This window comes from Clavibacter davisi, from assembly GCF_052751415.1.
In genome coordinates, this window is record NZ_CP199882.1 from 2,027,983 (window position 1) to 2,053,227 (window position 25,245).

Annotated in this window: 22 protein-coding genes and 4 tRNA genes; 12 read left to right on the forward strand and 14 right to left on the reverse strand. The window is 71.6% G+C overall.

What is annotated here, in order from left to right; all coding sequences use genetic code 11:
- Positions 1 to 188: 188 nt before the first annotated feature.
- On the forward strand, positions 189 to 3,206 hold the full coding sequence (locus ACU4ZT_RS09585; RefSeq protein ID WP_445337075.1) for a glycoside hydrolase family 3 C-terminal domain-containing protein: 3,018 nt from the start codon (positions 189 to 191) through the stop codon (positions 3,204 to 3,206).
- Here ACU4ZT_RS09585 and pdxS read toward each other — a convergent pair.
- The 6 genes from pdxS to ACU4ZT_RS09615 form a co-directional block, all read right to left on the reverse strand.
- Positions 3,154 to 4,056 (reverse strand): pyridoxal 5'-phosphate synthase lyase subunit PdxS, encoded by a 903-nt coding sequence (pdxS, locus tag ACU4ZT_RS09590; RefSeq protein ID WP_116055610.1) that lies wholly within the window; start codon positions 4,054 to 4,056, stop codon positions 3,154 to 3,156. The two genes, ACU4ZT_RS09585 and pdxS, sit on opposite strands and share 53 nt — an antisense overlap.
- A 13-nt stretch (positions 4,057 to 4,069) precedes the next feature.
- Positions 4,070 to 4,612: an HIT family protein gene (locus ACU4ZT_RS09595; RefSeq protein ID WP_107490168.1), complete on the reverse strand. Its 543-nt coding sequence runs from the start codon at positions 4,610 to 4,612 to the stop codon at positions 4,070 to 4,072.
- Between the two features lie 44 nt (positions 4,613 to 4,656).
- Positions 4,657 to 6,708, reverse strand: coding sequence for a threonine--tRNA ligase (gene thrS / locus ACU4ZT_RS09600; protein WP_063071157.1), 2,052 nt, complete (start codon positions 6,706 to 6,708; stop codon positions 4,657 to 4,659).
- Between the two features lie 155 nt (positions 6,709 to 6,863).
- Positions 6,864 to 6,938: transfer RNA gene (locus tag ACU4ZT_RS09605), tRNA-Val, on the reverse strand.
- A gap of 13 nt (positions 6,939 to 6,951) precedes the next feature.
- Positions 6,952 to 7,022 (reverse strand) — tRNA-Cys (locus ACU4ZT_RS09610).
- Positions 7,023 to 7,072: 50 nt separating this feature from the next.
- Positions 7,073 to 7,144 (reverse strand) — tRNA-Gly (locus ACU4ZT_RS09615).
- Between the two features lie 281 nt (positions 7,145 to 7,425).
- Here ACU4ZT_RS09615 and ACU4ZT_RS09620 point away from each other — a divergent pair.
- Positions 7,426 to 7,498: transfer RNA gene (locus ACU4ZT_RS09620), tRNA-Val, on the forward strand.
- A gap of 21 nt (positions 7,499 to 7,519) precedes the next feature.
- Here ACU4ZT_RS09620 and ACU4ZT_RS09625 read toward each other — a convergent pair.
- Positions 7,520 to 8,479, reverse strand: coding sequence for a sugar-binding transcriptional regulator (locus ACU4ZT_RS09625; RefSeq protein ID WP_063071156.1), 960 nt, complete (start codon positions 8,477 to 8,479; stop codon positions 7,520 to 7,522).
- Positions 8,480 to 8,589: 110 nt separating this feature from the next.
- Between ACU4ZT_RS09625 and ACU4ZT_RS09630 the strand changes: the two genes are divergently transcribed.
- Both ACU4ZT_RS09630 and ACU4ZT_RS09635 read left to right on the forward strand, forming a co-directional pair.
- Positions 8,590 to 10,350, forward strand: coding sequence for a glycerol-3-phosphate dehydrogenase/oxidase (locus tag ACU4ZT_RS09630; protein ID WP_445337076.1), 1,761 nt, complete (start codon positions 8,590 to 8,592; stop codon positions 10,348 to 10,350).
- A 128-nt stretch (positions 10,351 to 10,478) separates the two neighbouring features.
- Complete coding sequence (locus tag ACU4ZT_RS09635; protein WP_414747881.1) at positions 10,479 to 10,970, forward strand: glutathione peroxidase; 492 nt, start codon at positions 10,479 to 10,481, stop codon at positions 10,968 to 10,970.
- A 19-nt stretch (positions 10,971 to 10,989) separates the two neighbouring features.
- Here the strand turns inward: ACU4ZT_RS09635 and ACU4ZT_RS09640 are convergent, their stop codons facing one another.
- On the reverse strand, positions 10,990 to 11,505 hold the full coding sequence (locus ACU4ZT_RS09640) for a mycothiol transferase (RefSeq protein ID WP_445337077.1): 516 nt from the start codon (positions 11,503 to 11,505) through the stop codon (positions 10,990 to 10,992).
- Between the two features lie 92 nt (positions 11,506 to 11,597).
- On the opposite strand from ACU4ZT_RS09640, the gene ACU4ZT_RS09645 reads away from it, so the two are divergent.
- Positions 11,598 to 12,014, forward strand: coding sequence for a YchJ family protein (locus ACU4ZT_RS09645; protein WP_270981748.1), 417 nt, complete (start codon positions 11,598 to 11,600; stop codon positions 12,012 to 12,014).
- A 15-nt stretch (positions 12,015 to 12,029) separates the two neighbouring features.
- Here ACU4ZT_RS09645 and dhaM read toward each other — a convergent pair whose 3' ends face one another.
- The 3 genes from dhaM to dhaK are packed head-to-tail and all read right to left on the reverse strand — an operon-like array spanning position 12,030 to position 14,416.
- A complete protein-coding gene (gene dhaM / locus ACU4ZT_RS09650) occupies positions 12,030 to 12,764 on the reverse strand; it encodes a dihydroxyacetone kinase phosphoryl donor subunit DhaM (RefSeq protein WP_445337078.1) in 735 nt (244 codons plus the stop codon).
- Positions 12,761 to 13,411 (reverse strand): dihydroxyacetone kinase subunit DhaL, encoded by a 651-nt coding sequence (dhaL, locus tag ACU4ZT_RS09655; protein WP_445337079.1) that lies wholly within the window; start codon positions 13,409 to 13,411, stop codon positions 12,761 to 12,763. The genes dhaM and dhaL overlap by 4 nt, the downstream gene beginning before the upstream one ends.
- 3 nt (positions 13,412 to 13,414) lie before the next feature.
- Positions 13,415 to 14,416 (reverse strand): dihydroxyacetone kinase subunit DhaK, encoded by a 1,002-nt coding sequence (dhaK, locus tag ACU4ZT_RS09660; RefSeq protein WP_270981745.1) that lies wholly within the window; start codon positions 14,414 to 14,416, stop codon positions 13,415 to 13,417.
- 230 nt (positions 14,417 to 14,646) lie between these two features.
- Here dhaK and ACU4ZT_RS09665 point away from each other — a divergent pair, with 230 nt between their 5' ends.
- Together ACU4ZT_RS09665 and glpK are read left to right on the forward strand one after the other, a co-directional pair.
- Positions 14,647 to 15,453, forward strand: coding sequence for an MIP/aquaporin family protein (locus ACU4ZT_RS09665; protein WP_414146347.1), 807 nt, complete (start codon positions 14,647 to 14,649; stop codon positions 15,451 to 15,453).
- Between the two features lie 27 nt (positions 15,454 to 15,480).
- Complete coding sequence (gene glpK, locus ACU4ZT_RS09670) at positions 15,481 to 16,998, forward strand: glycerol kinase GlpK (RefSeq protein ID WP_063071147.1); 1,518 nt, start codon at positions 15,481 to 15,483, stop codon at positions 16,996 to 16,998.
- A 96-nt stretch (positions 16,999 to 17,094) separates the two neighbouring features.
- On the opposite strand, the gene ACU4ZT_RS09675 is transcribed toward glpK, so the two are convergent.
- Together ACU4ZT_RS09675 and trpD are read right to left on the reverse strand one after the other, a co-directional pair.
- On the reverse strand, positions 17,095 to 17,841 hold the full coding sequence (locus tag ACU4ZT_RS09675; RefSeq protein ID WP_270981744.1) for an SOS response-associated peptidase: 747 nt from the start codon (positions 17,839 to 17,841) through the stop codon (positions 17,095 to 17,097).
- 46 nt (positions 17,842 to 17,887) lie between these two features.
- Positions 17,888 to 18,943 carry an anthranilate phosphoribosyltransferase gene (trpD, locus tag ACU4ZT_RS09680; protein ID WP_270981743.1) on the reverse strand — a complete coding sequence of 352 codons (1,056 nt, stop codon included), beginning with the start codon at positions 18,941 to 18,943 and terminating at the stop codon, positions 17,888 to 17,890.
- 80 nt (positions 18,944 to 19,023) lie between these two features.
- Between trpD and ctaE the strand changes: the two genes are divergently transcribed.
- The 5 genes from ctaE to ACU4ZT_RS09705 all read left to right on the forward strand — a co-directional run bounded on the left by ctaE (position 19,024) and on the right by ACU4ZT_RS09705 (position 24,273).
- Positions 19,024 to 19,662: an aa3-type cytochrome oxidase subunit III gene (ctaE, locus tag ACU4ZT_RS09685; RefSeq protein ID WP_081001874.1), complete on the forward strand. Its 639-nt coding sequence runs from the start codon at positions 19,024 to 19,026 to the stop codon at positions 19,660 to 19,662.
- Positions 19,663 to 19,688: 26 nt separating this feature from the next.
- Entirely contained in the window at positions 19,689 to 20,489 is an 801-nt protein-coding gene (gene qcrC / locus ACU4ZT_RS09690; RefSeq protein WP_063071144.1) for a cytochrome bc1 complex diheme cytochrome c subunit, read from the forward strand.
- A gap of 45 nt (positions 20,490 to 20,534) precedes the next feature.
- Entirely contained in the window at positions 20,535 to 21,644 is a 1,110-nt protein-coding gene (gene qcrA, locus ACU4ZT_RS09695) for a cytochrome bc1 complex Rieske iron-sulfur subunit (RefSeq protein ID WP_063071143.1), read from the forward strand.
- Complete coding sequence (gene qcrB, locus ACU4ZT_RS09700; RefSeq protein ID WP_063071187.1) at positions 21,628 to 23,259, forward strand: cytochrome bc1 complex cytochrome b subunit; 1,632 nt, start codon at positions 21,628 to 21,630, stop codon at positions 23,257 to 23,259. The genes qcrA and qcrB overlap by 17 nt, the downstream gene beginning before the upstream one ends.
- A 141-nt stretch (positions 23,260 to 23,400) precedes the next feature.
- Entirely contained in the window at positions 23,401 to 24,273 is an 873-nt protein-coding gene (locus ACU4ZT_RS09705) for a putative RNA methyltransferase (RefSeq protein WP_445337080.1), read from the forward strand.
- A 530-nt stretch (positions 24,274 to 24,803) separates the two neighbouring features.
- Here the strand turns inward: ACU4ZT_RS09705 and ACU4ZT_RS09710 are convergent.
- Positions 24,804 to 25,241, reverse strand: coding sequence for a GNAT family N-acetyltransferase (locus ACU4ZT_RS09710; RefSeq protein ID WP_063071141.1), 438 nt, complete (start codon positions 25,239 to 25,241; stop codon positions 24,804 to 24,806).
- Positions 25,242 to 25,245 lie beyond the last annotated feature (4 nt).

Consider the following 25,245-nt stretch of genomic DNA (forward strand, 5'->3'; position numbering starts at 1 on the left):
CGACAGCCCGGAGACGTACGTGGCGATGACGAGGGGCGGGCATCCTGCCGGGCATCCTGCCGGGGATCCTCCGGATCGTCGGCGATCCGGCGGCCGTCGCCGACGCAGGCACCGCCTGCCCACGGTCCGTCAGGCGCCACCGACGGTCCACCAGCACGGCACAGGACCACCGGAGGAAGGAGCCCTCGATGCGACGACGCACGACACCCGGCCGGACGGCCTGCCTCGGCCTGATGGCGGCCGTCTCGGCCACCACCCTGGGCCTCGCTCCCCAGGCGTCCGCCGGGACCGCCGCGAGCTCCGACCCCGCCGGGCTCCGCTCGCCGGCGATCGCGGCGAACGCCCCGCACACGCGGACGGTCGACTGGCTGGTGAGCCGGATGACGCCCACGGAGGAGCTTGACCTCATGGAGGGCAGCTGGGCGGACAAGACCAACATCGACGGCACCCTCGACCCGGACACCCACGACCAGGCCGGCTACGTGCGCGGCGTGGCCCGGCTCGGCATCCCCGAGACCCGTCACGCGGATGCGCTCGGCATCGAGGCGTCCGCCGCCGCGACGTCGTATCCGAACCGGCTTGGCCTCGCGTCGTCGTTCGACCGGGACGCGTTCTCGCGGTTCGGACAGCGGGTCGGCGAGGACGGCGCTGAGATGGACATGGACCTCATCTACGGTCCCCAGGTCGACATCGTGCGCATGCCCTCGTGGAAGCGCGACATGACGGCGCTCAGCGAGGACCCGTACGTGGCCTCCGAGCTGGGCTCCCGCGAGATCCAGGGGATCCAGAGCACCGGGCTGCTCGCGCAGGTCAAGCACGTCAGCTCCTACGACGGGCAGGACCAGAACATCGCCTCGCTGGTCGAGGGGCAGGCGGCGCACGAGCTGTACCTCGCGCCGATCGAGGCTGCCGCGTCCGCCGGGGTGAGCTCGATGATGTGCTCGTACGCGACGTCCCGGATCGTCGGCGAGGAGGACGAGCCCCGCTACGCCTGCGCGAACTCGGGTCTGCTCCAGCGCATCGTGAAGGACGAGTGGGGGTTCCCCGGCTGGATCACGACGGACTACGGCGGGGGCACGGCCACGTCCGACCTCCTCGCGGGGACCGACCAGGAGTTCACGACCACGAACTTCTCGTCGGACGCGCTTCTGCCGCTCATCGACCCGCAGTCCGACTCGTACGACGAGAGGTACGCGCACGCGGCGCGCGAGTCGGTGAGCCGGATCCTGTACCAGTACGAGCGCTTCGGGCTCCTCGACGACAGCCGCATCCCGGAGGCCGTGCGGTCGCCGGTGCCGCAGCACGGCGACGTCGACGACACGGACCACGCCATCCGGATCGACGAGCAGGCGGGGATCGAGGAGTCGCTCCAGCTCGCGGAGGAGTCCGCCGTCCTGCTGAAGGACGACGGGGGCGCCCTGCCGCTCGACCCGCAGCGGTCCGTCGCGGTGATGGGGCAGTCCGCCACCCTCCTCCCGGCCGGCCCGGGCGGAGAACGCGCCCTCGGGTTCGGGGACCGGACGAACATCACCCCGCTGAAGGCCATGCGTTCCATCGCCGGCGACCGCGTCACCAGCGCCCCCGGCATCGACCTGCTCGGCACCACCGTCCCGGCGGACGCGCTCAGCGCCGACGAGGGCGGCACCACGCGCGGCCTCACCCGCACGACCACGACGGGAACCGTCTCGACCACGTCGACCGACGCGGCCATCGACGGCGACCAGACGGATCTCCGCCCGGGCAGCACGTACTCCTGGACCGGCTACCTCGACGTGCCGGCGGACGGCCAGTACCGTCTGCTCACCCAGCGTCCCTACGGCACCGACAGCGGCGACGACAGCAGGTACAACCAGGACACCCGCCCGGCGAGCAACAGCACCGCCACCCTCGCGGTGGACGGCAGATCCGTCGCGCTGACCGACCCGGACGCCAAGGTGCTGCCCAACGCGTACCCCACGTACTCGACCGAGGCGGGGATCAGGACGACCGCCGGCAACGGCCAGTACCTGGGCTACGAGAACGCCGCGACCGTCCTCGACCTCACCGCGGGCCGGCATCGGGTGACGCTGGGGTACGCGCCGTCCGCGATCGCCGCGACGACGCCGACGTTCCGCTTCGCCTGGTCCCCGATCGAGGACTCGCTGCGGCAGGCCGAGACGGCAGCACGCACGCACGACGTCTCCGCCGTCTTCGTCGACGACGCGAACCAGGTCACCGGCGACGGCGTCTCCCCGACCAGCGACGTCGCGCGTCTCAGCGCCGACCAGGACGCGCTCATCCGGCGCGTCACCGCCGCCGCGCACGGGGCGGGCCACCGCGTGGTGGTGGTCGTGAACTCGGATGCCGCCGTGCAGATGCCGTGGGAGGAGGGCGTCGACGCCGTGCTGGAGATGTGGTACCCGGGCCAGGAGGGGGGCGCCGCGACGGCGGACACCCTCTACGGCGTCTCCGACCCGTCCGGCAAGCTGACGATCTCGTTCCCGAGGAACAGCTCGGAGACCCTGTTCGCCGGTCATCCCGAGCGGGCGGGCGGCACCCAGCCGCAGGGCGAGCCGACGAGGACGATCAAGTGGACCGAGGGGCTGGACGTGGGATACCGCTGGTACGCCTCCGCGGAGAACACGCAGGGCTTCGCGCCGATGTTCGCCTTCGGCCACGGCCTGTCGTACACGCACTACGTCTACGACGACTACTCGGCACGGGCGACCGGGGACGGCGGCATCGACGTCGACCTCCGGATCACCGACGCGGGAGGGGTCGCGGGCTCGGAGATCCCGCAGGTCTACGTCGGTCCGTCCTCGGAGCTGCCGGACGGGATCGCGCAGGCGCCCACGAAGCTCGTCCAGTTCGACCGCGTCGACCTCGCCGCCGGTCAGTCGAAGCGGGTTCGCATGCACGTCACCGCGCGCGAGCTGTCGTCCTGGTCCGAGTCGTCCCAGCGATGGGTGCTGGGGACGGGACCCCGGACGGTGTCCGTCGGCGCGGCGTCCGACGACATCCGCGTCTCCTCGACGGTGGACGTCGCGGCGGCGGACGTCGCGGCGGCGGACGCCGGGGGACGAGCCGCGCTCGTCCCCTCGTCGTCGACCGCGCCGGCCGTCGCCGTCCCGGCGGTCCCGTCCCTCGCGGAACCGGAGGCGCTCGGTCCGCCTGCTACCAGCCGCGCTCGGCGAGGCGGTGCGGGGCGGGGACATCGGCGACGTTGATGCCGACCATCGCCTCGCCCAGCCCGCGCGACGCCTGGGCGATGGCGTCGGGGTCCTGGTACAGCGCCGTCGCGGTGACGACGGCCTTCGCGCGGGCGACCGGGTTGCCGGACTTGAAGATGCCGGATCCGACGAACACGCCGTCGGCGCCGAGCTGCATCATCATCGCGGCGTCCGCCGGGGTGGCCACACCGCCCGCGGTGAAGAGCACGACGGGGAGCTGGCCGGTCCGCGCGACCTCGAGCACGAGGTCGTACGGCGCCTGCAGCTCCTTCGCGGCGACGTAGATCTCGTCGTGCGTGAGGGCGCTCAGGGCGCGGATCTCCGACTTGATGGTGCGGATGTGCTTGGTGGCCTCGGACACGTCGCCCGTGCCCGCCTCGCCCTTGGAGCGGATCATGGCCGCGCCCTCGGTGATGCGGCGGAGCGCCTCGCCGAGCGTCGTGGCGCCGCACACGAAGGGCACGGTGAAGCCCCACTTGTCGATGTGGTTCACGTAGTCGGCCGGGCTCAGCACCTCGGACTCGTCGATGTAGTCGACCTCGAGGGACTGCAGCACCTGCGCCTCGACGAAGTGGCCGATGCGCGCCTTCGCCATGACCGGGATGGAGACCTCCGCCTTGATCTGGTCGATGAGGTCGGGGTCGCTCATGCGGGCGACGCCGCCCTGCGAGCGGATGTCCGCCGGGACGCGCTCGAGCGCCATGACGGCGACCGCGCCCGCGTCCTCCGCGATGCGCGCCTGCTCGGCGTTGACGACGTCCATGATGACGCCGCCCTTGAGCATCTCCGCGAGTCCGCGCTTGACGCGGCTCGAGCCGACCTGTCCGGGGGTGTTGGTGTCAGTCATTGTGATCCCTATCCTATTCGCCCGCCGGGGCGGGCCAGGCTGCTGCGATGGATGCCCGGACGTCGCCCAGCAGCTGCGGCAGCGCCTTGGTCTTGGCGATGATCGGCAGGAAGTTCGCGTCCTGCCCCCATCGCGGCACGATGTGCTGGTGCAGGTGCTCGGCGATGCCGGCGCCCGCGACCTGCCCCTGGTTCATGCCGATGTTGTAGCCGTCGTTCCGCGACACCTCGCGCACGACGCGCATCGCGGTCTGCGTGAGCGCGCCGATCTCGGCCACCTCCTCGGGGCCCGCGAGGTCGTACGTCGCGATGTGCCGGTACGGGCAGACGAGCAGGTGCCCGCTGTTGTACGGGAACAGGTTCAGCAGCACGAAGGCGTGCTCGCCGCGGGCCACGATGAGCGCGTCCTCGTCGGACATCGACGGCGCGATGCAGAACGGGCACTCGTCGCGGTCCGGCTGCTGGCCCTTCTGGATGTAGACCATCCGGTGCGGGGTCCACAGGCGCTGGAACTCGTCGGGCACGCCCGCGAGGTGGCCCGGGTCGTCGACGCGCACGTCGGGGCGCTCGTCCTCTCCCCCGGACTCGTGGTCCGACAGGGTCAGACGGGCCACGCGGTCACCACCTGCTCGCGGCGCGCGATGGCGCCCGTGATCCGCTCGACGGCCTCGTCGACCGGCACGCCGTTGACCTGGGTGCCATCGCGGAAGCGGAAGCTCACGGATCCGGCCGCCCGGTCGTCCTCGCCGGCGATGAGCTGGTACGGGACGCGGAGCTTGGTGTGGGTGCGGATCTTCTTCGGCATCCGGTCGTCCGAGGTGTCGAGCTGCGTGCGCACGCCCGCCGCCCGGAGCCGGTCGAGCACGCCGCCGAGGTACTCCTCGTAGTCCTCGGCCACGGGGATCCCGACCACCTGCACGGGCGACAGCCACACCGGGAACGCGCCCGCATAGTGCTCGGTGAGCACGCCGAAGAAGCGCTCGATGGACCCGAACAGCGCGCGGTGGATCATGACGGGCTGCTTGCGCGTGCCGTCGTTCGCCGTGTACTCGAGGCCGAAGCGCTCGGGCAGGTTGAAGTCGAGCTGGATGGTGGACATCTGCCAGGTGCGCCCGATGGCGTCGCGCGCCTGCACGGAGATCTTCGGACCGTAGAACGCGGCGCCCGCGGGATCCGGCACGAGCTCGAGGCCCGTGTCGACCGCGACCTGCCGGAGCGTCTCGGTCGCCTCCTCCCACACCTCGTCGGATCCGACGAACTTCTCCGGGTCCTTCGTGGACAGCTCGAGGTAGAAGTCGTCGAGGCCGTAGTCGCGCAGCAGCGAGAGGACGAACTCGAGCGTGCCCTTCAGCTCGTCGGCCATGCGCTCGCGCGTCGTGAAGATGTGGGCGTCGTCCTGCGTCATGCCGCGCACGCGGGTGAGGCCGTGGATCACGCCGGACTTCTCGTTGCGGTAGACCGTGCCGAACTCGAACAGGCGCAGCGGCAGCTCGCGGTACGAGCGCTGACGCGACCGGTAGATGAGCACGTGCATCGGGCAGTTCATGGGCTTCAGGTAGTAGTCAGCGCCCTGGCGCGTGATCTCGCCCTCGTCGTTCCGCGCCTCGTCGAGGTGCATGGCGGGGAACATGCCGTCCTTGTAGAAGTCGAGGTGCCCGCTCGTCTCGAACAGGTTCGACTTCGTGATGTGCGGCGAGTAGACGAACTCGTAGCCGGCCGTCTCGTGCCGGCGGCGCGAGTAGTCCTCCATCTCCCGGCGGATGATGCCGCCCTTGGGGTGGAAGACCGCGAGGCCGGAGCCGATCTCGTCGGGGAAGGAGAAGAGGTCGAGCTCGGCGCCGAGGCGGCGGTGGTCGCGCTTCAGGGCCTCCTCGATGCGGCCCTGGTACGCGCGCAGCTCGTCCTTGGTGGGCCACGCCGTGCCGTAGATGCGCTGCAGCTGCGGGTTCTTCTCGGATCCGCGCCAGTAGGCGGCCGCGACGCGCGAGAGCGCCCAGCCGTTCCCGACCATGCGCGTGCTCGGCAGGTGCGGGCCGCGGCAGAGGTCGCGCCAGAAGACCTCGCCGGTCTTCCCGTCGACGTTCTCGTAGACCGTGAGCTCCGCGCCGCCGACCTCGACGGACTCGCCGTCCTCGCCGAGCTCCTCGCCGGATCCGCCCTTGAGGCCGATGAGCTCGAGCTTGTAGGGCTCGTCGGCCATGAGCTCGCGGGCCTCCTGCTCGGAGACGACGCGGCGCGTGAAGCGCTGGCCCTGGCGGATGATGCGCTCCATGTTCTTGGAGATCGCCTTCAGGTCCTCGGGCGTGAAGGGCTCGGCCACGTCGAAGTCGAAGTAGAAGCCGTCCGTGACGGGCGGCCCGATGCCGAGCTTCGCCTCGGGGTTGATCTGCTGCACGGCCTGGGCCATGACGTGCGCGGCCGAGTGACGGAGGATCGCGAGGCCGTCGGGCGAGTCGATGCGCACGGGCTCGACGACGTCGCCGGGGGCGACCTCTGCCGCGAGGTCCTTCAGCTCCCCGCCGATGCGCATGGCGACGACCGCGCGGTCGCCGAAGAGCGTGAACCCGGTGCCCGCCTCCGTCGCCTCGACCGGCGCGGTCGTCTCCGCGGGCGCGGCCTCGTCGTGGTTCTCGGGCTGGGCGGCGTCTACCACTGCGGGCTCCTTGCGGGACGGGGAGGGAACCGATCCAGACTACCGGCGCGCGGGAGCCGCCCCTCGCCGGGAGCGGCGGGCGTGCGCGCGCCGGCCGGCCGGAGGAGGCGCCGGGGGGAAAGAAAGAAGGCCCCGGTCTCCCGGGGCCTTCTGGGTGGTGAGCGATACTGGGATCGAACCAGCGACCTCTTCCGTGTCAGGGAAGCGCGCTACCGCTGCGCCAATCGCTCATGCACTTGCTCGAGGTGGGGACGGGATTTGAACCCGCGTGGACGGCTTTGCAGGCCGCTGCCTCGCCTCTCGGCCACCCCACCACCGGTGGTTCCCACCTTGTGAAAGGGGACCCCTCTCGGGGCCCCTGTCGAGCGGATGACGAGATTCGAACTCGCGACCCTCACCTTGGCAAGGTGATGCGCTACCACTGCGCCACATCCGCATTTCACACGATGTCCGCCGGCTTCCCGGCGTCCCTGCGTGCTCGATGACTCTAGCCGATCTCCTGGCGCGGGTGCAAAACGACGCGCGCCCGACCGCTCCGGGCACCCCGTTCACGCGCCCGCTGCCCCGTGTTCACGCGGATCCGGTGGGCGAGCGCTCGGGACCAGCCCGGGCGTGTCGCGCAGCGGACCGTCGTCGCCGGCCCCGCCGGGACCGGCGTGACCGCGACGGCGCCCGCGGTATGGCATCATGGATCCGCACCGTCCGCGGTGCGAGCACGGGCGATTGGCGCAGTTGGTAGCGCGCTTCCTTCACACGGAAGAGGTCATCGGTTCGAGTCCGGTATCGCCCACCGTCATCTCCCTCTCCCCCGCTACTGCAGCAGGGCCCGCGCCGTCCCCTCGTCGAGCACGATGTCGGTCACGAGCCCCGCGGCGAGGGCCCCGCGCACGCTCCGCGCCTTGGACGCCCCCGCCACCACGCACACGCGTCGGGGCGCCTTGCGGATCGTCGCCAGGTCCGGCCCGCTCGCCCGCGCGTTGATCGCGATGTCGGCCGACGACCCGTCTTCGCGGAAGAAGACGGTGGAGACGTCTCCCACGACGCCGTCCGCATCGAGCGCGCGCTGGTCGGACCGCTCGAGGTACCCGCCCGAGTAGACGTGGCTCGGCACGAGGGCGACCGGGGATCCGACGCCGAACAGGACCATGTCCATCCGCTCCTGCAGCTCGAGCACGCGCTTCGTGCTCCTCTCGCGCCAGAGGGCGAGCTTCGTGGCGGGGTCGTCGAAGAACGCCGGCACCGGGAACTGCTGCACGGTCGCGCCGTACGCCTGCCCGAACCGCCGGAGGATCTCGCTGGCGTACATGATCCCGGTGGTGCGCACGTTGCCCGCCCCGTTGAGCTGCACGACGAGCGTGTTGTGGGTGGGCTTCGGCACGAGGTACCGGCTGACGGCGCTCACCGTGGAGCCCCACGCGACGCCGACGACCATGTTCGAGTCGACGTACTGGGTGAGCATCCGTGCAGCCGAGAGCGCCACCCGGTCGACGCGGTCGACGTCGCTCGTCTGGTCGGGCACGGGGACGACGTGCGCGACCACGCCGTACCGGTCGTGCAGCTGCTCCCCGAGCACGGACGCGAGGTCGAGCGGCGAGCGGATCTGGATGTCGACGAGGCCCGACTCCCGGGCGTACGAGAGCAGCCGCGACACCGAGGAGCGGCTGGTGCCGAGCTCCCGGGCGATGGCCTCCATCGTCAGGTCCTGCATGTAGTAGAGGTGCGCCGCGCGCAGGGCGTCCTGGGTGCGCTCGTGCGCGATGCCGTCGACCATCCGACGATGCTTGCACATCCGTGCACGGGCTTCGCGGGATCCGTTCGCGGGCGGATGATGGACGGACAGCACGCGCACCACGCACGCATCGAACAGAGAGAAGCCTCCTCGTGACCACGTCGAAGAAGACCGACCTGCGGGACAACGTCGCCCGCATCCACGACCGCCCGAGCGCGCAGGTGCTCGTCATCGGCGGCGGCATCAACGGCATCGCGACGTTCCGCGACCTGGCGCTGCAGGGCGTCGACGTCGTCCTCGTCGAGCGCGCCGACTACGGCTCGGGCGCCTCGGCCGCCAGCTCGCACATGATCCACGGCGGCATCCGCTACCTCGAGAACGGCGAGTTCCGCCTCGTCCGCGAGTCCGTCGAGGAGCGCAACGGCCTCATCCGCATCGCGCCCCACTACGTGAAGCCGCTGCAGACGACCATGCCGATCTTCTCCACCTTCTCCGGCATCCTCAACGCGCCGCTGCGCATGCTCACGCACAAGCAGCGCTCCACCAAGGAGCGCGGCGCCCTGCTCATCAGCGTCGGCATGACGCTGTACGACTCCTTCTCGCGCGACGGCGGCTCCGTCCCCCGTCACCGCTTCCGCGTCGGCAAGGCCGCCCGCGAGGACATGCCCGCGCTCAACAAGGACGTGAAGTTCACGGGCACCTACTACGACGCCTCCGTGCACGAGCCCGAGCGCCTCGCGCTCGACGTGCTGAAGGACGGCCTGGCCGCGGGCGAGCACGCCCGCAGCGCCAACTACCTCGAGGCCGTGGGCGTCCAGGACGGCGGCGTGAAGCTGCGCGACGTGATCTCGGGCACCGAGTTCGTCGTCACCGCGCCGGTGGTCGTCAACGCGTCCGGCCCCTGGACCGACCTCACGAACGACGCCATGGGCGGCGACACGAAGTTCATGGGCGGGACCAAGGGCTCGCACATCGTCGTCGACAACGCCGAGCTGCTCGAGGCGACCAAGGGCCGGGAGATCTTCTTCGAGAACAACGACGGCCGCATCGTGCTCATCTACCCGCTCAAGGGCCGCGTGCTCATCGGCACCACGGACATCGACGCCGACCCGCGCGAGCCGGCCGTCTGCACCGAGGAGGAGGTCGACTACTTCTTCGACCTCGTCAAGCACGTCTTCCCGCAGATCGAGCTGAACCGCGAGCACATCGTGTACCGCTACTCGGGCATCCGCCCGCTGCCGCGCCACGAGGACACCGCGCCCGGCTTCGTGTCGCGCGACTACCGCATCGTCGAGACCGAGATCGCCGGCCTCCCCGACGCGAAGGTGCTGAGCCTCGTGGGCGGCAAGTGGACGACGTTCCGCGCCCTGTCGGCGCACCTGTCGACCGAGGCCACGACGCGCCTCGGCGTCGAGCGCTCCGTGGACACGACGGGCATGCCCATCGGCGGCGGCAAGGACTTCCCGTCCTCCAGCACCGCCCGCGCCCGCTGGATCGCCACGCAGGCGGCCCGTGCCGAGGGCATCGGCACCGAGCAGGTCGACCGCCTGCTCAACCGCTACGGGACGCGCGCCACGAGCGTCATCGACGTCCTGTCCGGGCAGCCGTCGACGCCCCTCGCGACCGACCCGCAGCTCACGCGCGCCGAGATCGCGTACTTCGCCACGCACGAGGACGCGGTGCACCTCGCCGACGTCGTCCTCCGCCGCACGAACCTCGCCTTCGTCGGCGGCGTCACCCACGAGATGCTCGCGGAGATCGCGGACGTGCTGCAGGAGGCGCTCGGTTGGAGCGACGACGAGCGCGACGCCGAGGTCCAGGACACCGTCGACGTGCTGAGCACGTACCACGGGGTCGACGTGGGCGCGACCAAGGTGGCCGCGGACGCGACCGTCACGGAGTTCGCGAACTAGCACGACCGCCGCGGGCCCGCCCGCACCCGGGAGGCCGGTCGCCGAGAGGCGGCCGGCCTCCTCGTCGTGGAGTCCTGCCGCGCGATCGCGCCACGGCCCCTGCCAGGCGACGGGTCTAGGTTCGGGACATGACCCACGCCCGGCTCGACCCGATCCCGCTCACCACGCTCCAGGGCGAGGAGACCACCTTCGGCGCGTACGCCGACAAGGTCGTCCTCGTGGTCAACGTCGCCTCGCGCTGCGGGCTCGCGCCCCAGTACGAGAAGCTCGAGCAGCTCCAGCGCACCTACGGCGATCGCGGGTTCACGGTCATCGGCTTCCCCAGCAACCAGTTCCTGCAGGAGCTCGGGTCCGCGGAGGCCATCGACGAGTACTGCTCCACCACGTGGGGCGTCACCTTCCCGATGATGGAGAAGGTCAAGGTCAACGGGCGCTCGGCCCACCCCGTCTACGCGGAGCTGACGAAGGCGCCGGACGCCGAGGGCAAGGCCGGGCGGGTGAAATGGAACTTCGAGAAGTTCGTCGTGACGCCGTCGGGCTCCGTGCACCGCTTCCGGCCCACCGTGGAGCCGGACGCGCCGGAGATCGTGTCGCTGATCGAGGCGGAGCTGCCCGGCTGATCCGGCCGTCGCGCCCTGCTCAACCGCGGCGCGCGATCAGCCCCGCCAGGTACGACGCCTGACCCGCGTGCTGCAGGTCGTCGGAGAGCACGCTCACGAGGCGGGCGGCGAGCGTGACGGGTGGCGTCCAGTCCTCGTCCACGACGCGCGCGAGCTCCGACTCGTCGAGCCCGGCGAGGTACGCGAGGGTCGCCGCCTGCACGGCGTCGAGGTAGCCGAGGAGCAGCTCCGGGCCGGTGCCCGCGAGCGCGCCCACGTCCTCGGCAGACTGCCCGTACCCGGTGGCGGACGCGTCGAACGGCAGGGCGAAGCGCGCGTCCCATCCCCCGGCCGTCCACGTCTGCGGGGTGCCCGCGACATCGGCCACCTGCGCGTCCTGCACGCGGGCGAGGTGCCAGACGAGCCAGCCCACGGTGTTCGCCTCGGCGTCCGGGCGGAAGGCCAGGTCGTCGGCGTCGAGCCCGTCCACGGCCTCATGCACGATCCCGCCGATGCGTCCGTAGGCGTCGACGAGCAGGTCGATGGCGGGGGTCATGGCGTCTCCTCGGATCGGGTGCGCACCCGGGCGGGCGCCCTCCCATCCTGCTCCGCTCACGACCGTCGACGACGACATGGCAGGCTCGCGGGGTGACGCGACTCTCCCCCGACGCCCCCTGGTCGACGCCCGACGACGACGCGTGGTGCCCCTGCACGAGCGGCGACCCGTACGGCGCCTGCTGCGGCCCGATCCACCGCGGCGACGTCGCGGCGCCCACCGCCGAGCGGCTGATGCGCTCGCGCTTCTCGGCCTACGCGCGCGGGGACGCCGCGCACCTCGCGCGGAGCTGGCACCCGTCGACGCGGCCCGACGAGCTCGACCTGGATCCCGCTGTCCGGTGGTTCCGCCTCACGATCGTGCGCACCGCCCTCGGCGGGCCCGCGGACGCCACGGGCCTCGTCGAGTTCGAGGCGGCGTACCGGCACGACGGGGAGCGCGGCGCGCAGCGCGAGGCAAGCCGCTTCGCCCGGCACCGCGGATCCTGGGTCTACGTCGACGCGGAGTGACCGCGACGCCGCGGGTCAGGCCTCGCCGAACCCCGAGTCGATGAGCTCGACCAGCGCCGTGACGGCCTCCTCCGCGTCGTCGCCGGTGGCCTCGATGACGACGTGCGCGCCGCGCGTGAGCCCGAGCGCCATGACGCCCAGGAGCGACGCGGCGTTCTGCCCGTTGACCGTGATCGCCGACGAGTAGCCCGCGGCGCGCGTGACGAAGTCCGCCGCCGGGCGCGCGTGCAGCCCGTCGCGGTTCACGAGCACGGCCTCGCCGCGCACCGTGCCGGCGCCTCCCGCGGGGGCTGGCTCCGTGCCGTCGGCGCGCGGATCCGGGGCGAGCCCGGCGTCGGCGTCCTCCGCGGCGTCCGCGCTCGCGGCCGAGGCGGCCGCCGCAGCCACCTCCTCGAGGGTCCCGCCGGTCTCGGCGGCCACCGCAGCGGCCACCGCGCCCTCCACGAGCGGCGCGCGGACCACCACGACGCGGGCGCGGGCGTCGTCGTCCAGGAGGTCGACCGCGGTCTCGGCGGTGAGGTACGCGGATCCGAGGTCGGCCAGCACGACGACCCCGTCGCCGCCCTCCGCCCAGGCGAGCGCCTGGGCGACCACGTCGAAGCTCGTGCCGATGCCGGCGTCGTCGAGCGTGCCGTCGCCGGATCCCCCCGCGGGGACGAGCGCGACGGTCGGCGCCATCTGGCGGGCGAGGCCGACGAGGCCGTGCGCGATCAGGGCGCTGTGCGAGACGAGGACCAGGCCGACGCTCACGACGCGGCCCCCTCGGCGTCGCGGGCGGTCGAGGCCGCCGCCCGGAGGATCAGCGCGGACGACTGGGCCCCGGGATCGCGATGCCCGACCGCGCGCTCGCCCAGGTAGGAGGCCCGGCCCTTGCGCGCGACGAGCGGCTCGGTCGCCTCCGCGCCGCGCTCGGCCGCGTCGGCCGCGGCGGCGAGCACGTCGGCCGGAGCGGTCCCCGCGTCGGCGGCGCGCGCGGCCTCGGCGGCGGGACCCCAGGCGTCGACCATGGTCTTGTCCCCCCGCTCGGCCTTGCCGCGGAGCACGATCCCGCCGACCGCGGCCTCGAGCAGGTCGGCCAGCGCGGCCCCGTCGAGGTCGACGCGGCCGGCGACGGCGGCGGACGCCTTGAGGTACGCCGTGCCGAGGAGCGGGCCGGATGCGCCGCCCACGGTGGAGATCAGCGTGGTCGCGACGGCCTTCAGCGCGTCGGCCGGCGTCGCGTCCGCGGCGAGCGCGGGGAGCTTCGCGACCACGGCGCTGAATCCGCGGTCGAGGTTCTCGCCGTGGTCGCCGTCGCCGATCTCGCGGTCGAGGGCGATGAGGTCGCCCCGCCGCTCGGCGATCACGCGCGCCGCCTCCGTGGTCCAGGCCACGACCCAGTCGGTCCCGAGTGCCATCTGCTACCTCCCCCACCGCAGGGCGGCGGTCTGCACGGGCGAGTCCCACAGCTCGGTGAGCTCGTCGTCGAGCAGCAGCACCGTGAGGGACAGGCCCTCCATGTCGAGGGCCGTGACGTAGTCTCCCACGAGGCTCCGCGCGACGGTCAGCCCGGCCTCGCGCAGCACGGCGGCCGCGCGGGCGTAGGCGATGTAGAGCTCCGAGAGCGGCGTCGCGCCCATCCCGTTCACCAGCAGGAGCACGCGGCTCCCCGCCGGCGCGGCCAGGTCCTCCAGCACCGGGTCGAGCAGCCGGTCGACGATCGCGTCCACGGGCTCGAGCGGCAGCTTCACGCGGCCGGGCTCGCCGTGGATCCCGATGCCGACCTCCATCTCGTCGTCCTCGAGCGCGAAGCTCGGCTCGCCGGCGTGCGGGACGGTGCACGCGCGGATGGCGACGCCCATGCTGCGCACCTGCCCGATCACCCGCTCGGCGATGGCGGCCACGGCGTCGAGGTCGTCCCCGCGCTCCGCCGCGGCCCCCGCGATGCGCTCCACGAGCACGGTGCCGGCGACCCCGCGGCGGCCGGCCGTGTACAGCGAGTCGGTCACCGCGACGTCGTCGTCCACGACGACGGTCCGCACGCGCACGCCCTCCGCCTCGGCGAGCTCGGCCGCCGTCTCGAAGTTGAGGACGTCGCCCGTGTAGTTCTTGACGATGTGCAGGACGCCCGCGCCGGCGTCGACCGCGAGCGTGGCCGCGACGACGGGATCCGGCGTGGGGCTCGTGAACACCGGGCCGGGCACCGCGGCGTCCAGCATCCCGTGCCCGACGAAGCCCAGGTGCAGGGGCTCGTGCCCGCTGCCGCCGCCGCTCACGAGGGCGACCCGTCCGGGGCGGGTCGGCTCCGCGCGTCGGACGTGCAGCGGGTCCGCGTTCAGGCGCACGAGATCGGCGTGCGCGGCGGCGAACCCCGCGACCGCCTCCTCGGCGACGGTCCTCGGGTCGTTGATCAGCTTCTTCACTGCGGCTCCTCGCGGGTCGCGGGCGGCGCGCGGGCCCCCGGGCGTCCGAGCCGGATCGAGGAACGGGACTCGGTCGGCGGCGACTCGGGTGCGTGCTCAACATACGCCCGGCGGCGAGCGCGGCACAGGTCGGCACCGGTGCCGGCGGAGCGGCCGGAAGCGCGTCGCGGAGCGGCCAGGCGGGGACGGGCCACCGGCTGCCCCGGCATTAGATTGGAGGGACCGCGATGATGCGGCAGAGGTCGTACCCGCGCCTCGACGAACGATCGGAGCACCACTCAGTGGATCAACTCAGAACGATATTCCTGTCGGAGACGGTGGGCACCGCCCTCCTCGTCCTCCTGGGATGCGGAGTCGTGGCGAACGTCGCGCTCATCAAGTCGAAGGGCCTCGCCGGAGGCACCCTCATGGTCAACTTCGGCTGGGGCCTCGCGGTCTTCGCCGGTGTGACCGTCTCGTACGCGTCCGGCGCGCACCTCAACCCGGCCGTGACGCTGGGCCTCCTCGCCGCCGGCAAGATCGAGGACGTCGCGAGCGTCCCCGTCTACATCCTCGCCCAGATGGTGGGCGCCATCATCGGCGCCGTCTTCTGCTGGCTCGCCTACAAGCAGCACTTCGACGAGGAGCCCGACGCGGCCACCAAGCTCGGCGTCTTCTCGACCGGCCCGTCCATCCGCAACTACGGCTGGAACCTCGTCACGGAGATCATCGGCACGTTCGTGCTGGTCATCGTGATCCTCGGCTTCAGTCTCGCGAACCACCCCGACGCGTCCGCGGCCACCCCCGCCGGCCTCTCGGCGCTCGGCGCCATCCCCGTCGCCCTCCTCGTGGTCGGCATCGGCGCGTCCCTCGGCGGACCGACCGGCTACGCCATCAACCCGGCCCGCGACCTCGGCCCCCGCATCGCGCACGCGATCCTCCCCATCAAGGGCAAGGGCCCGAGCGACTGGTCCTACGCCTGGGTCCCCGTCGTGGGCCCGGCCATCGGCGGCCTGCTCGCCGGCCTCGCGTCCTACGCGCTGCTCCCCATCATCTAGAACCCCGAACCCCACAGGAGAGACCACATGAGCGAGAAGTACATCGTCGCCATCGACCAGGGCACCACCAGCACGCGCGCCATCGTGTTCGACCACGCCGGGTCCATCGTGTCCACCGGCCAGCTCGAGCACGAGCAGATCTTCCCCCGCGCCGGCTGGGTCGAGCACGACCCGATGGAGATCTGGCGCAACACGCGCGAGGTCATCGGCCAGGCGCTGTCCAAGGCCGACATCACCCGCCACGACGTCGAGGCCGTGGGCATCACCAACCAGCGCGAGACCGCCGTCGTGTGGGACCGCACCACGGGCAAGCCCGTATACAACGCCATCGTCTGGCAGGACACCCGCACGCAGAAGATCGTCGACCGGCTCGCGGCCGACGGCGGCGTCGAGCGCTTCAAGCCCACCGTCGGGCTGCCGCTCGCCACCTACTTCTCCGGCACCAAGATCGTCTGGATCCTGGAGAACGTCGAGGGCGCGCGCGCGAAGGCCGATGCCGGCGAGCTGATGTTCGGCACGACCGACACCTGGGTCCTCTGGAACCTCACGGGCGGCACCGACGGCGGCGTCCACGTCACCGACGTGACCAACGCCTCCCGCACGCTCTTCATGGACCTCGAGACCCTGCAGTGGGACGACGGGATCCTGGAGGCCTTCGACGTGCCGCGCTCGATGCTCCCCGAGATCAAGAGCTCCTCCGAGGTCTACGGCCAGGTCGAGTCCTCGAGCCTCCTCCGCGAGGTGCCCATCGCGGGCATCCTCGGCGACCAGCAGGCGGCCACGTTCGGCCAGGCCGCGTTCGACCAGGGCGAGTCGAAGAACACGTACGGCACCGGCAACTTCCTGATCTTCAACACCGGCACCGACATCATCCACTCGCAGAACGGCCTCCTCACGACGCTCGGCTACAAGCTGGGCGACGCGGAGCCGCACTACGCGCTGGAGGGATCCATCGCGGTCACGGGCTCGCTCGTGCAGTGGATGCGCGACAACCTCGGCCTCGTGTCGAGCGCCGCGGAGATCGAGACCCTCGCCGCCACGGTCGAGGACAACGGCGGGGTGTACTTCGTGCCCGCGTTCTCGGGCCTGTTCGCGCCGTACTGGCGCTCGGACGCGCGGGGCGCGCTCGTCGGCCTCACGCGCTACGTGAACAAGGGCCACATCGCCCGGGCCGCGCTGGAGGCCACCGCGTTCCAGACGCGCGAGGTGCTGGATGCGGTCAACGCCGACTCGGGCGTCGACCTCACCGAGCTCAAGGTCGACGGCGGCATGATCGCCAACAACCTGCTCATGCAGTTCCAGGCCGACATCCTCGGCGTGCCCGTCGTCCGCCCCGTCGTCGCGGAGACCACCGCGCTCGGCGCCGCGTACGCGGCCGGCCTCGCGGTCGGGTTCTGGAAGGACCTCGACGACCTGCGCAGCAACTGGCAGGAGGACAGCCGCTGGACGCCCGACATGGACGACGCCGAGCGCGAGCGTCAGCTGCGCCTCTGGAAGAAGGCCGTCACGAAGACCTTCGACTGGGTCGACGACGACGTGCAGTAGGCCGCACCCGCACGATCCGCACGCCCCGTCGCCCCTCGGTGACGGGGCGTGCGGCGTCCCCCGGGCACCGGCGACGGGCATCGGCCGCCCGCGCGCTCAGAGGAGCGTCGGCTGCCCGCCGCCCGCGGGGACGTCGTCCACCGGCGCGATCAGGTCCCGCCCGTCGTTCCGGACGCTGTTGACCCGGGTGGAGACCCGGCGCGGCACGAGGCGCGGCTCGGGCAGCGACGCGAGCAGGTGCCGCACGTCGTCGACCGCCGCCGTCCCGACGTCGAGCCAGTCGTCCAGCCGGTCGCGCGGGACGATCACCGGCGTGCGGTCGTGGATGCGCCCGAGCGCGTCGCTCGCGGCGGACGTGAGGATCGCGAGGCTCCGCAGCCACGCGCCGGGCTGCCCGTCGGCCACCGCGGGGTCGCGCCAGTGCTCGTACACGGCGGCGAAGGCGAGGGGACCCTCGTCCTCGGCATGCAGGTACACCGGCAGCTTCCCCTCGGCGGTCGCCTGCCACTCGTAGTACCCGTCGGCCGGCACGATCGCGCGCCGTGCGAGCACGGCCTTCCGGAAGGCGGGCTTCTCCGTCACGGTCTCGACCCGGGCGTTGATGAGCGGCGGGCCCTGCGGCGACCGGGCCCACGGGGGCACGATCCCCCACCTCGCGCTGGCGAGCACGCGGCGGGTGCCGCCGTCGGCGTCCGCGCGCGGCCGGCGATCGGCAATCAGACGCACCTCCGTGGTCGGCGCCACGTTCCACGACGCCGGCGGGTCGTCGCCTTCCACGTCGTCGACCGCCCAGTCCCCGACGAGGTCGCCCGTCGCCCGCGCCACCACGAATCTCCCGCACATGCGACCATCATCCGCCGTGCCCGCGACATCGCCGGTCGCGGGCGGATCAGGCGCGGGTCGCGGCCGCCCACTCCCCGAGCTTGGCGGCCGCCAGGCCCGAGTCCACGGCGTCGGCGGCGACGACGAGCTTCTCGCGGAGCCGCTGCGCCATGGGCTGCTGCACGCGCGTGGGATCGCCCATGAGGTCGAAGGCCTCGAGCCCCGCCGCCGCGTTGAGCAGCACGACGTCGCGCTGCGGACCCGGCTCCCCCGCGAGCACCCGTCGGATGACGGCGGCGTTCTCCTCTATCCCCTCACCGAGGAGCGCCTCGATGGGCGCGCGCGGGATGCCGAGCTCGAGCGGGTCGAGATCGTGCTCGACCACGGCTCCGCGGCTGACCTCCCAGATGTGGCTGTGGCCCGTGGTGGTCAGCTTGTCGATCCCGTCGTCACCCCGGAACACGAGCGCCGTCGCCCCCCGGGTGCGGAACACGCCGACGAGGAGCGGCACGCGGGTCAGGTCCGCCACGCCGACGGCGGACGCCTCCGGCCGCGCCGGGTTGCAGAGCGGCCCCAGCACGTTGAAGAGCGTGGAGATGCCGAGCTCGCGTCGCGTCGCGGCGGCGTGGCGGAACCCGGGGTGGAAGAGCGCCGCGTGGGCGTAGGTGATGCCCGTCTCGCGGAGCACCTCCCCCACGCGCTCGGGCGTGATCGTGAGGTCGACGCCGAGGGCCGTCAGCACGTCGGAGGCGCCCGAGGCCGAGCTCGCCCCGCGGTTGCCGTGCTTGATGACGGGGACGCCCGCGGAGGCGGCGATCACGGCGGCGACCGAGGAGATGTTGAGGACCGCGCCGTAAGGGTCCCCTCCCGTGCCCACGATGTCGAGGGCACGCGGATCCGCGTCGAGCGGCAGGGCCTCCTCGAGCACCGCGTCCCGGAACCCGACGATCTCGTCGACCGTCTCGCCGGCCGCGCGGAGCGCCACCAGCAGCCCCCCCAGCTGGGCGGGCGTGGCCTCGCCCCGCATCACCTGGCGCATCGCCCACGTCGACTCCGCGACGGACAGGTGGCCCCCCTCGATCAGGGCGGTGATGAGCGCGGGCCATGTGGGGGCGGAGGGCATGCGGATCAGCCTAACGAGAGGCTGGATCGGATCTCACGGGCGGCCCGGGTGGGCGTCGGGTGTCGTCGGCCTGGGTCATAATGGAACCTGTGACGACCACCTCAATCTCCCCTGCATCCACCGCGCCGGTGGTGAACCGGCCGAACACGGTCGCCGTCGGCACCATCGTGTGGCTCGGCAGCGAGGTGATGTTCTTCGCGGGCCTCTTCGCGATCTACTTCACCCTCCGCTCCACGTCCGGCGCCCTCTGGGAGTTCGAGGCAGGCCGCCTCAACGTGCCCTTCTCGCTGGTGAACACCCTCATCCTCGTGTCGAGCTCGTTCACCTGCCAGTTCGGCGTCTTCGCGGCGGAGCGCCTGCAGGCGCGGGCCACCGGATGGAAGCCCAGCCAGTGGGGCACGGTCGAGTGGTTCTTCCTCACCTACGCCCTCGGCGCCATCTTCGTCGTCGGCCAGATCTTCGAGTACGCCACCCTCGTCACCGAGGGAATCACGCTCAGCAGCAATGCCTACGGCTCGGCGTTCTACATGACCACGGGCTTCCACGGCCTCCACGTCACGGGCGGTCTCATCGCCTTCCTCCTCGTCATCGGGCGCATCTTCGCTGTCCGGTCGATGGGGCACAGGGAGGCGACGAGCGCCATCGTCGTGTCCTACTACTGGCACTTCGTCGACGTGGTCTGGATCGGGCTCTTCCTGGTCATCTACGTCCTCAAATAGCACCGAGCGGGAGCAACAACCACAGCATGAGCACCACGACAGCACGCGCCCGCCGCACCGGCCGCCGCAGCCCCCTGACCACCGTCGCCCTCCTCGCCATCGGCCTGCTCTTCACGGGCGGGGCCTACGCACTGATCCAGACGGGCACCGCCTCGGCCCAGGTCGACCTCAAGAGCGCGCAGACCATCGACGAGGGCCAGAAGCTCTTCGGCTCGAACTGCGCCACCTGCCACGGCATGGACGCCACGGGCACGGGCGTCGCCCCGAGCCTCATCGGCGTCGGCGCCGCGTCGGTCGACTTCCAGGTCGGCACGGGTCGCATGCCCCTCCAGGCCACCACGGTCCAGGCGGAGGAGAAGCCGACGCAGTTCACGGACGACCAGGTCAAGGAGCTCGCCGCCTACGTCGCGTCGCTCGCCCCCGGACCTGCGATCCCGGCGAGCCAGTACCTCGACGGGCAGGGCGACCCCGCGAACGGCGCCGAGCTCTTCCGCATCAACTGCGCCATGTGCCACAACGTGGCGGGGGCCGGAGGCGCCCTCACCGAGGCGAAGTTCGCCCCGAGCCTCAAGGGCGTGGACCCGGTGCACATCTACGAGGCCATGGTCACCGGCCCGCAGAACATGCCGGTCTTCAACGACACGAACATCTCCCCCGAGGACAAGCGCGACATCATCACGTCGCTCCAGTACATCGAGCAGAACAGCAACGTCGGCGGCGCCGACCTCGGCGGGCTCGGCCCGGTCTCCGAGGGGCTCTTCATGTGGATCTTCGGCCTCGGCGGCATCGTCGCCCTGACCGTGTGGCTCACCGCCAAGTCCAACTGACGCCCGCATCGATGAACCGCACCAGAACACACGAGAGGCACGCACATGGCACACGACGATAAGGACGAGTCGGGCGTCGTCCCCGCGGGCTACGACGCCGGCGAGCTCGAGTCCGCGGGCCGTGACGTCGTCCTCCCGGGCGGCACCGCCGTCGCCACGCGCGACGCGTTCCAGAACCCCGGCTTCCCGGAGCACCGCCTCCGCGTCACCGACAAGGACCCGAAGAAGGCGCAGACGGCCGAGCGCGTCGTCTACACCTGGTTCTACCTGTCCATCGTCGGCAGCGTCTTCGCCATCGGCGCCTACTTCGGCTTCCCGATCTACGCGGACGACCCGGGCAGCGTGCGGCTCAACAACCTGTTCCTCGGCATCGGCATCGCCCTGGCGCTGCTCAGCCTGGGCATCGGCGCGATCCACTGGTCGAAGGCGCTCATGAGCGACCACGAGCTGATCGACGAGCGGCACCCGCAGGGCGGCTCCCCCGCCACGCAGGCGCGCGCCGTCGAGATCTTCGCCCAGGCGAATGAGGAGTCCGGCTTCGGTCGCCGCTCGCTCATCCGCAACAGCCTCATCGGCGCCCTCGTGGCCTTCCCGCTCCCCGCGGTCGTGCTGTTCCGCGACCTCTACCCGGGCAGCGCCGAGGAGCCCGCCTCCGCCCTCAGCCACACGATGTGGAAGGCCGGCGAGGTCCTCACGCGCGATCCGTCCGGCACGCCAATCAAGGCGTCCGACGTCACCATCGGCTCCGCGTTCCACGTCATCCCCGCGTCCCTCATGGACCTGGAGGAGGGCAAGCTCGAGGAGAAGGCCAAGGCCGCGGTGCTGCTCATGCGCCTGCGTCCCGAAGACCTGGTCGAGCTGCCGGAGCGCAAGGGCTGGTCGTACGACGGCATCGTCGCCTACTCCAAGGTCTGCACGCACGTGGGATGCCCGGTGGCGCTCTACGAGCAGCAGACCCACCATCTGCTCTGCCCCTGCCACCAGTCCCAGTTCGACGTGACCAACCACTGCGAGGTCATCTTCGGACCTGCCAAGCGGCCCCTGCCGCAACTGCCCATCGCCGTCAACGACGAGGGCTACCTCATTGCACAGAGTGATTTCACCGAGCCCGTAGGGGCGAGTTTCTGGGAGCGTCGTGGTGACTACAACAGCTGATCCGACCACGACGGGTGCCGCCGCGCCCGCCGCCACGAGCGGGGGCGGCCTCACCGCCGCCGCCGCCACCTACCTCGACGAGCGCACCAGCGTCAGCGTCGCCGTCAAGGAGTTCGGGCGCAAGATCTTCCCGGACCACTGGTCCTTCATGCTCGGCGAGGTGGCGCTGTACAGCTTCGTCGTCATCCTGCTCACGGGCACGTGGCTGACGTTCTTCTTCAACCCCTCCATGGCGGAGACGCACTACGCCGGCTCCTACGCGCCCCTCAAGGGCGTCGAGATGTCCGTCGCCATGTCGTCGTCGCTCGACATCTCGTTCGACATCCGCGGCGGCCTGCTCATGCGGCAGATCCACCACTGGGCGGCGCTGCTCTTCGTCGCCTCCATCGGCCTGCACATGCTGCGCATCTACTTCACCGGTGCGTTCCGCAAGCCGCGCGAGCTCAACTGGTTCATCGGCTTCGTCCTGTTCATCCTGGCGATGGCCGAGGGCTTCACGGGCTACTCGCTCCCCGACGACCTGCTCTCCGGCAACGGCCTGCGGATCATCGACGGCATGGTCAAGGGCATCCCGGTGATCGGCACGTGGATCTCGTTCCTCCTCTTCGGCGGCGAGTTCCCGGGCACGCACATCATCCCGAGGCTGTACACGCTGCACATCCTGCTGCTGCCCGCGATCCTCGTCGCGTTCCTCGCGCTCCACCTCCTGTTCGTGGTCGTGCACAAGCACACCCAGTTCGCCGGTCCCGGCCGCACGAACGAGAACGTGGTCGGTGTGCCGGTCCTCCCGACCTTCGCGGCCAAGGCCGGCGGCTTCTTCTTCGTCGTCTTCGGCGTGATCGTGGTCATGGCGTCGTTCTTCACCATCAACCCGATCTGGAACTACGGGCCCTACGACCCGTCACCGGTGTCCGCGGGAACGCAGCCCGACTGGTACATCGGCTTCGCGGACGGCGCCCTGCGCCTCGTCCCGCCGGGACTCGAGTTCGTGCTGTTCGACCACACGTTCTCGTTCAACATCATCCTGCCCATCACGGTCCTGGGCCTGTTCATCGTGCTCGTCGCGCTCTACCCCTTCATCGAGGCGTGGATCACGGGCGACAAGCGCGAGCACCACATCCTCGACCGTCCGCGCAACGCCCCGACGCGCACCGCGATCGGCGCCGCCGGCGTCACGTTCTACGCGGTCCTCTGGTCTGCCGCGAGCTCCGACCTCATCGCCACGCACTTCAAGGTGTCGATGGAGGGTGTCATCCACACCCTGCAGGCGCTCCTGATCCTCGGACCGGTCATCGCCTACCAGGTCACGAAGCGCATCTGCCTGGCGCTCATGAAGAAGGACCGCGAGATCGCCCTCCACGGGGTCGAGTCGGGCCGCATCGTGAAGCTCCCCGGCGGGGAATTCATCGAGGTGCACGAACAGCTCGACGAGTACGAGCGCTGGCGCCTGGTGAGCTTCGACGACTACAAGCCGCTCATGATCCGCCCGGACAGCCGTGGACGCATCACGGTCAACCAGCGGGCCCGCGCGGCGCTGTCGAAGTGGTTCTTCGAGGACCGCATCTCCCCGGTCACCACCAAGGACGTCGAGCGCAGCCACGGCGACCACCACTAGCAGCACCCGCTCGGATTGATCCCGGGCACGACCGAGAGCCGGTCCGGCATCACGCCGGATCGGCTCTCGTGCGTCCACGGCCCCATCGCCCGACGCACGACCCCTGTCACGCGTCACAGCCGTCCGCCTCGAGGAGCGCCCGTGGATCTCGATCGTCTCGCTGCCTGGCTCCGCTGCCCGATGTGCCGCGAGGACCTGACGGCCGTGCCTCCCCTGGCCCTCCGCTGCGCGAACGGGCACGCCTTCGATGCGAACAAGCGCGGCTACGCCTCCCTCCTGCCGGCCGGAACGCGCGTCACCGGTGACACCGCCGACATGCTGTCCGCGCGCGACCGCTTCCTCGAGGGCGGGCACTACTCCCCCATCTCCGACGGGATCGCGGACGCGCTCGACCTCGGCCGCGACACGGCGCGGTGCGAGAGCGGTCCCCGACGGATCCTCGACGCCGGGTGCGGGACGGGCCACTACCTGCGCACCCTCCTCGACCGCGTGCCGTCCGCGCACGGTCTCGCCGCGGACCTGTCGGTCGACGCCGTGCGTGCGGCAGTGCGCGGTCGGCACGACGTCGACGGGCTCGTCGCCGACACCTGGGCGGGTCTGCCCGTCCGGGACGGTGTCGCGGATCTCCTGCTCGACGTGTTCGCCCCTCGGAACATGCGCGACTTCCACCGGGTCCTGGTGCGCGACGGCCTCCTCCTGATCGTCGCGCCGGGACCCGAGCACCTCCGTCAGCTGCGCGAGGCCGGCCGCGCGGTCGGGATCCAGGCCGACAAGCGCGAGCGGATACTGGCCTCGGCCGCGCCGCTCTTCGAACCCCTGTCCGAGACCCTCATCCGCCACGACCTCGTGCTGGGCGCCGACGACGTCGATCGCCTCCTCGGGATGGGGCCGTCAGCGCACCACCGCGATCCGCGCGACGGATCCCCGCCCCTTCTAGAGGCCGCCTCGTCCCCCGTCACCCTCGACGTGACGATCCATCTGATGCGACGGTGCGACATCCAGGGCCCGGCCTGACGGCGGCCCGTGCCGGGAGCTCACGTCCGGTCGCCACGCGCCGCGGCTCCCGTCGGCTATCCCCCGACTCCCCGAGGTGGAGGATCCCCGCCAGGTCAGCTTTCACGGGCTCGACGGTCATCACCTCGCGGCGTGGCCACTGGCGGATGCGGGCCCGGCGGGCTGGACTGCGATGCTCGGGGACGACGTCCGCCTCCGTACGGGACCTCGGGCCGCGCGCCACGCACGATCGGCCCCTGGATGCCCCACGCCGGCCGGAGGAGGTCGCCGTCCGCCGGACGGCGGAACGCCTGGAGCAGCTGAGCTCTCCGCCCATCGCACGCGGATCTCATCCGCACTCAGGGCGGACGCCCGACGCTCCCTGCTGCCTCCGATACGTGCGCGTCGACGCGACTCACGGGATCCGTGCGTCCGCTGCTCGATCCCCCGACATGTCCTCCGGCTCGGAACGACCGCAGACGGGCCGGAACGCGAGACGCTCGGGACCGCAGTCGCGGCCCGGGCATCTTCAGCGTCAGCGCCTCACCAGCTCAGCGAAGCAGCTTCTTGTAGAACTCCGCCGTCCGCTCGTAGCCGAGCCGCTTGTAGAACTCGCCGGCGCGTCGCGTGCTCATCGTGATCTGCCCGACGCCACGATCGCCGCAGAGGCGCTCGACCGCTCGGACCAGGGCCGAACCCGTGCCGGAGCTCCGCGCCTCCCCGTCGACGACGAGCTCCTCGAGGTGCGCGCTGAGGCCACCGGCGTAGAGCAGACGGCTGACGACGAGGTACGCGTATCCGACGACGCGGCCGGCATCCTCGGCGACCAGGAGCACGTCGCGACCGACGTCCTTGTTCGCCCGGAGGATGTGGAAGAACGTGACGTCGAAGTCGTCCCTGGTCGCCGGGGCGTTGATCATGTCGAGCTGCTGGCACAGGGCGAAGACGGCGTCTCCGTCGGAGGCCAGGGCGTGCCGGATGTCGACCATCGGA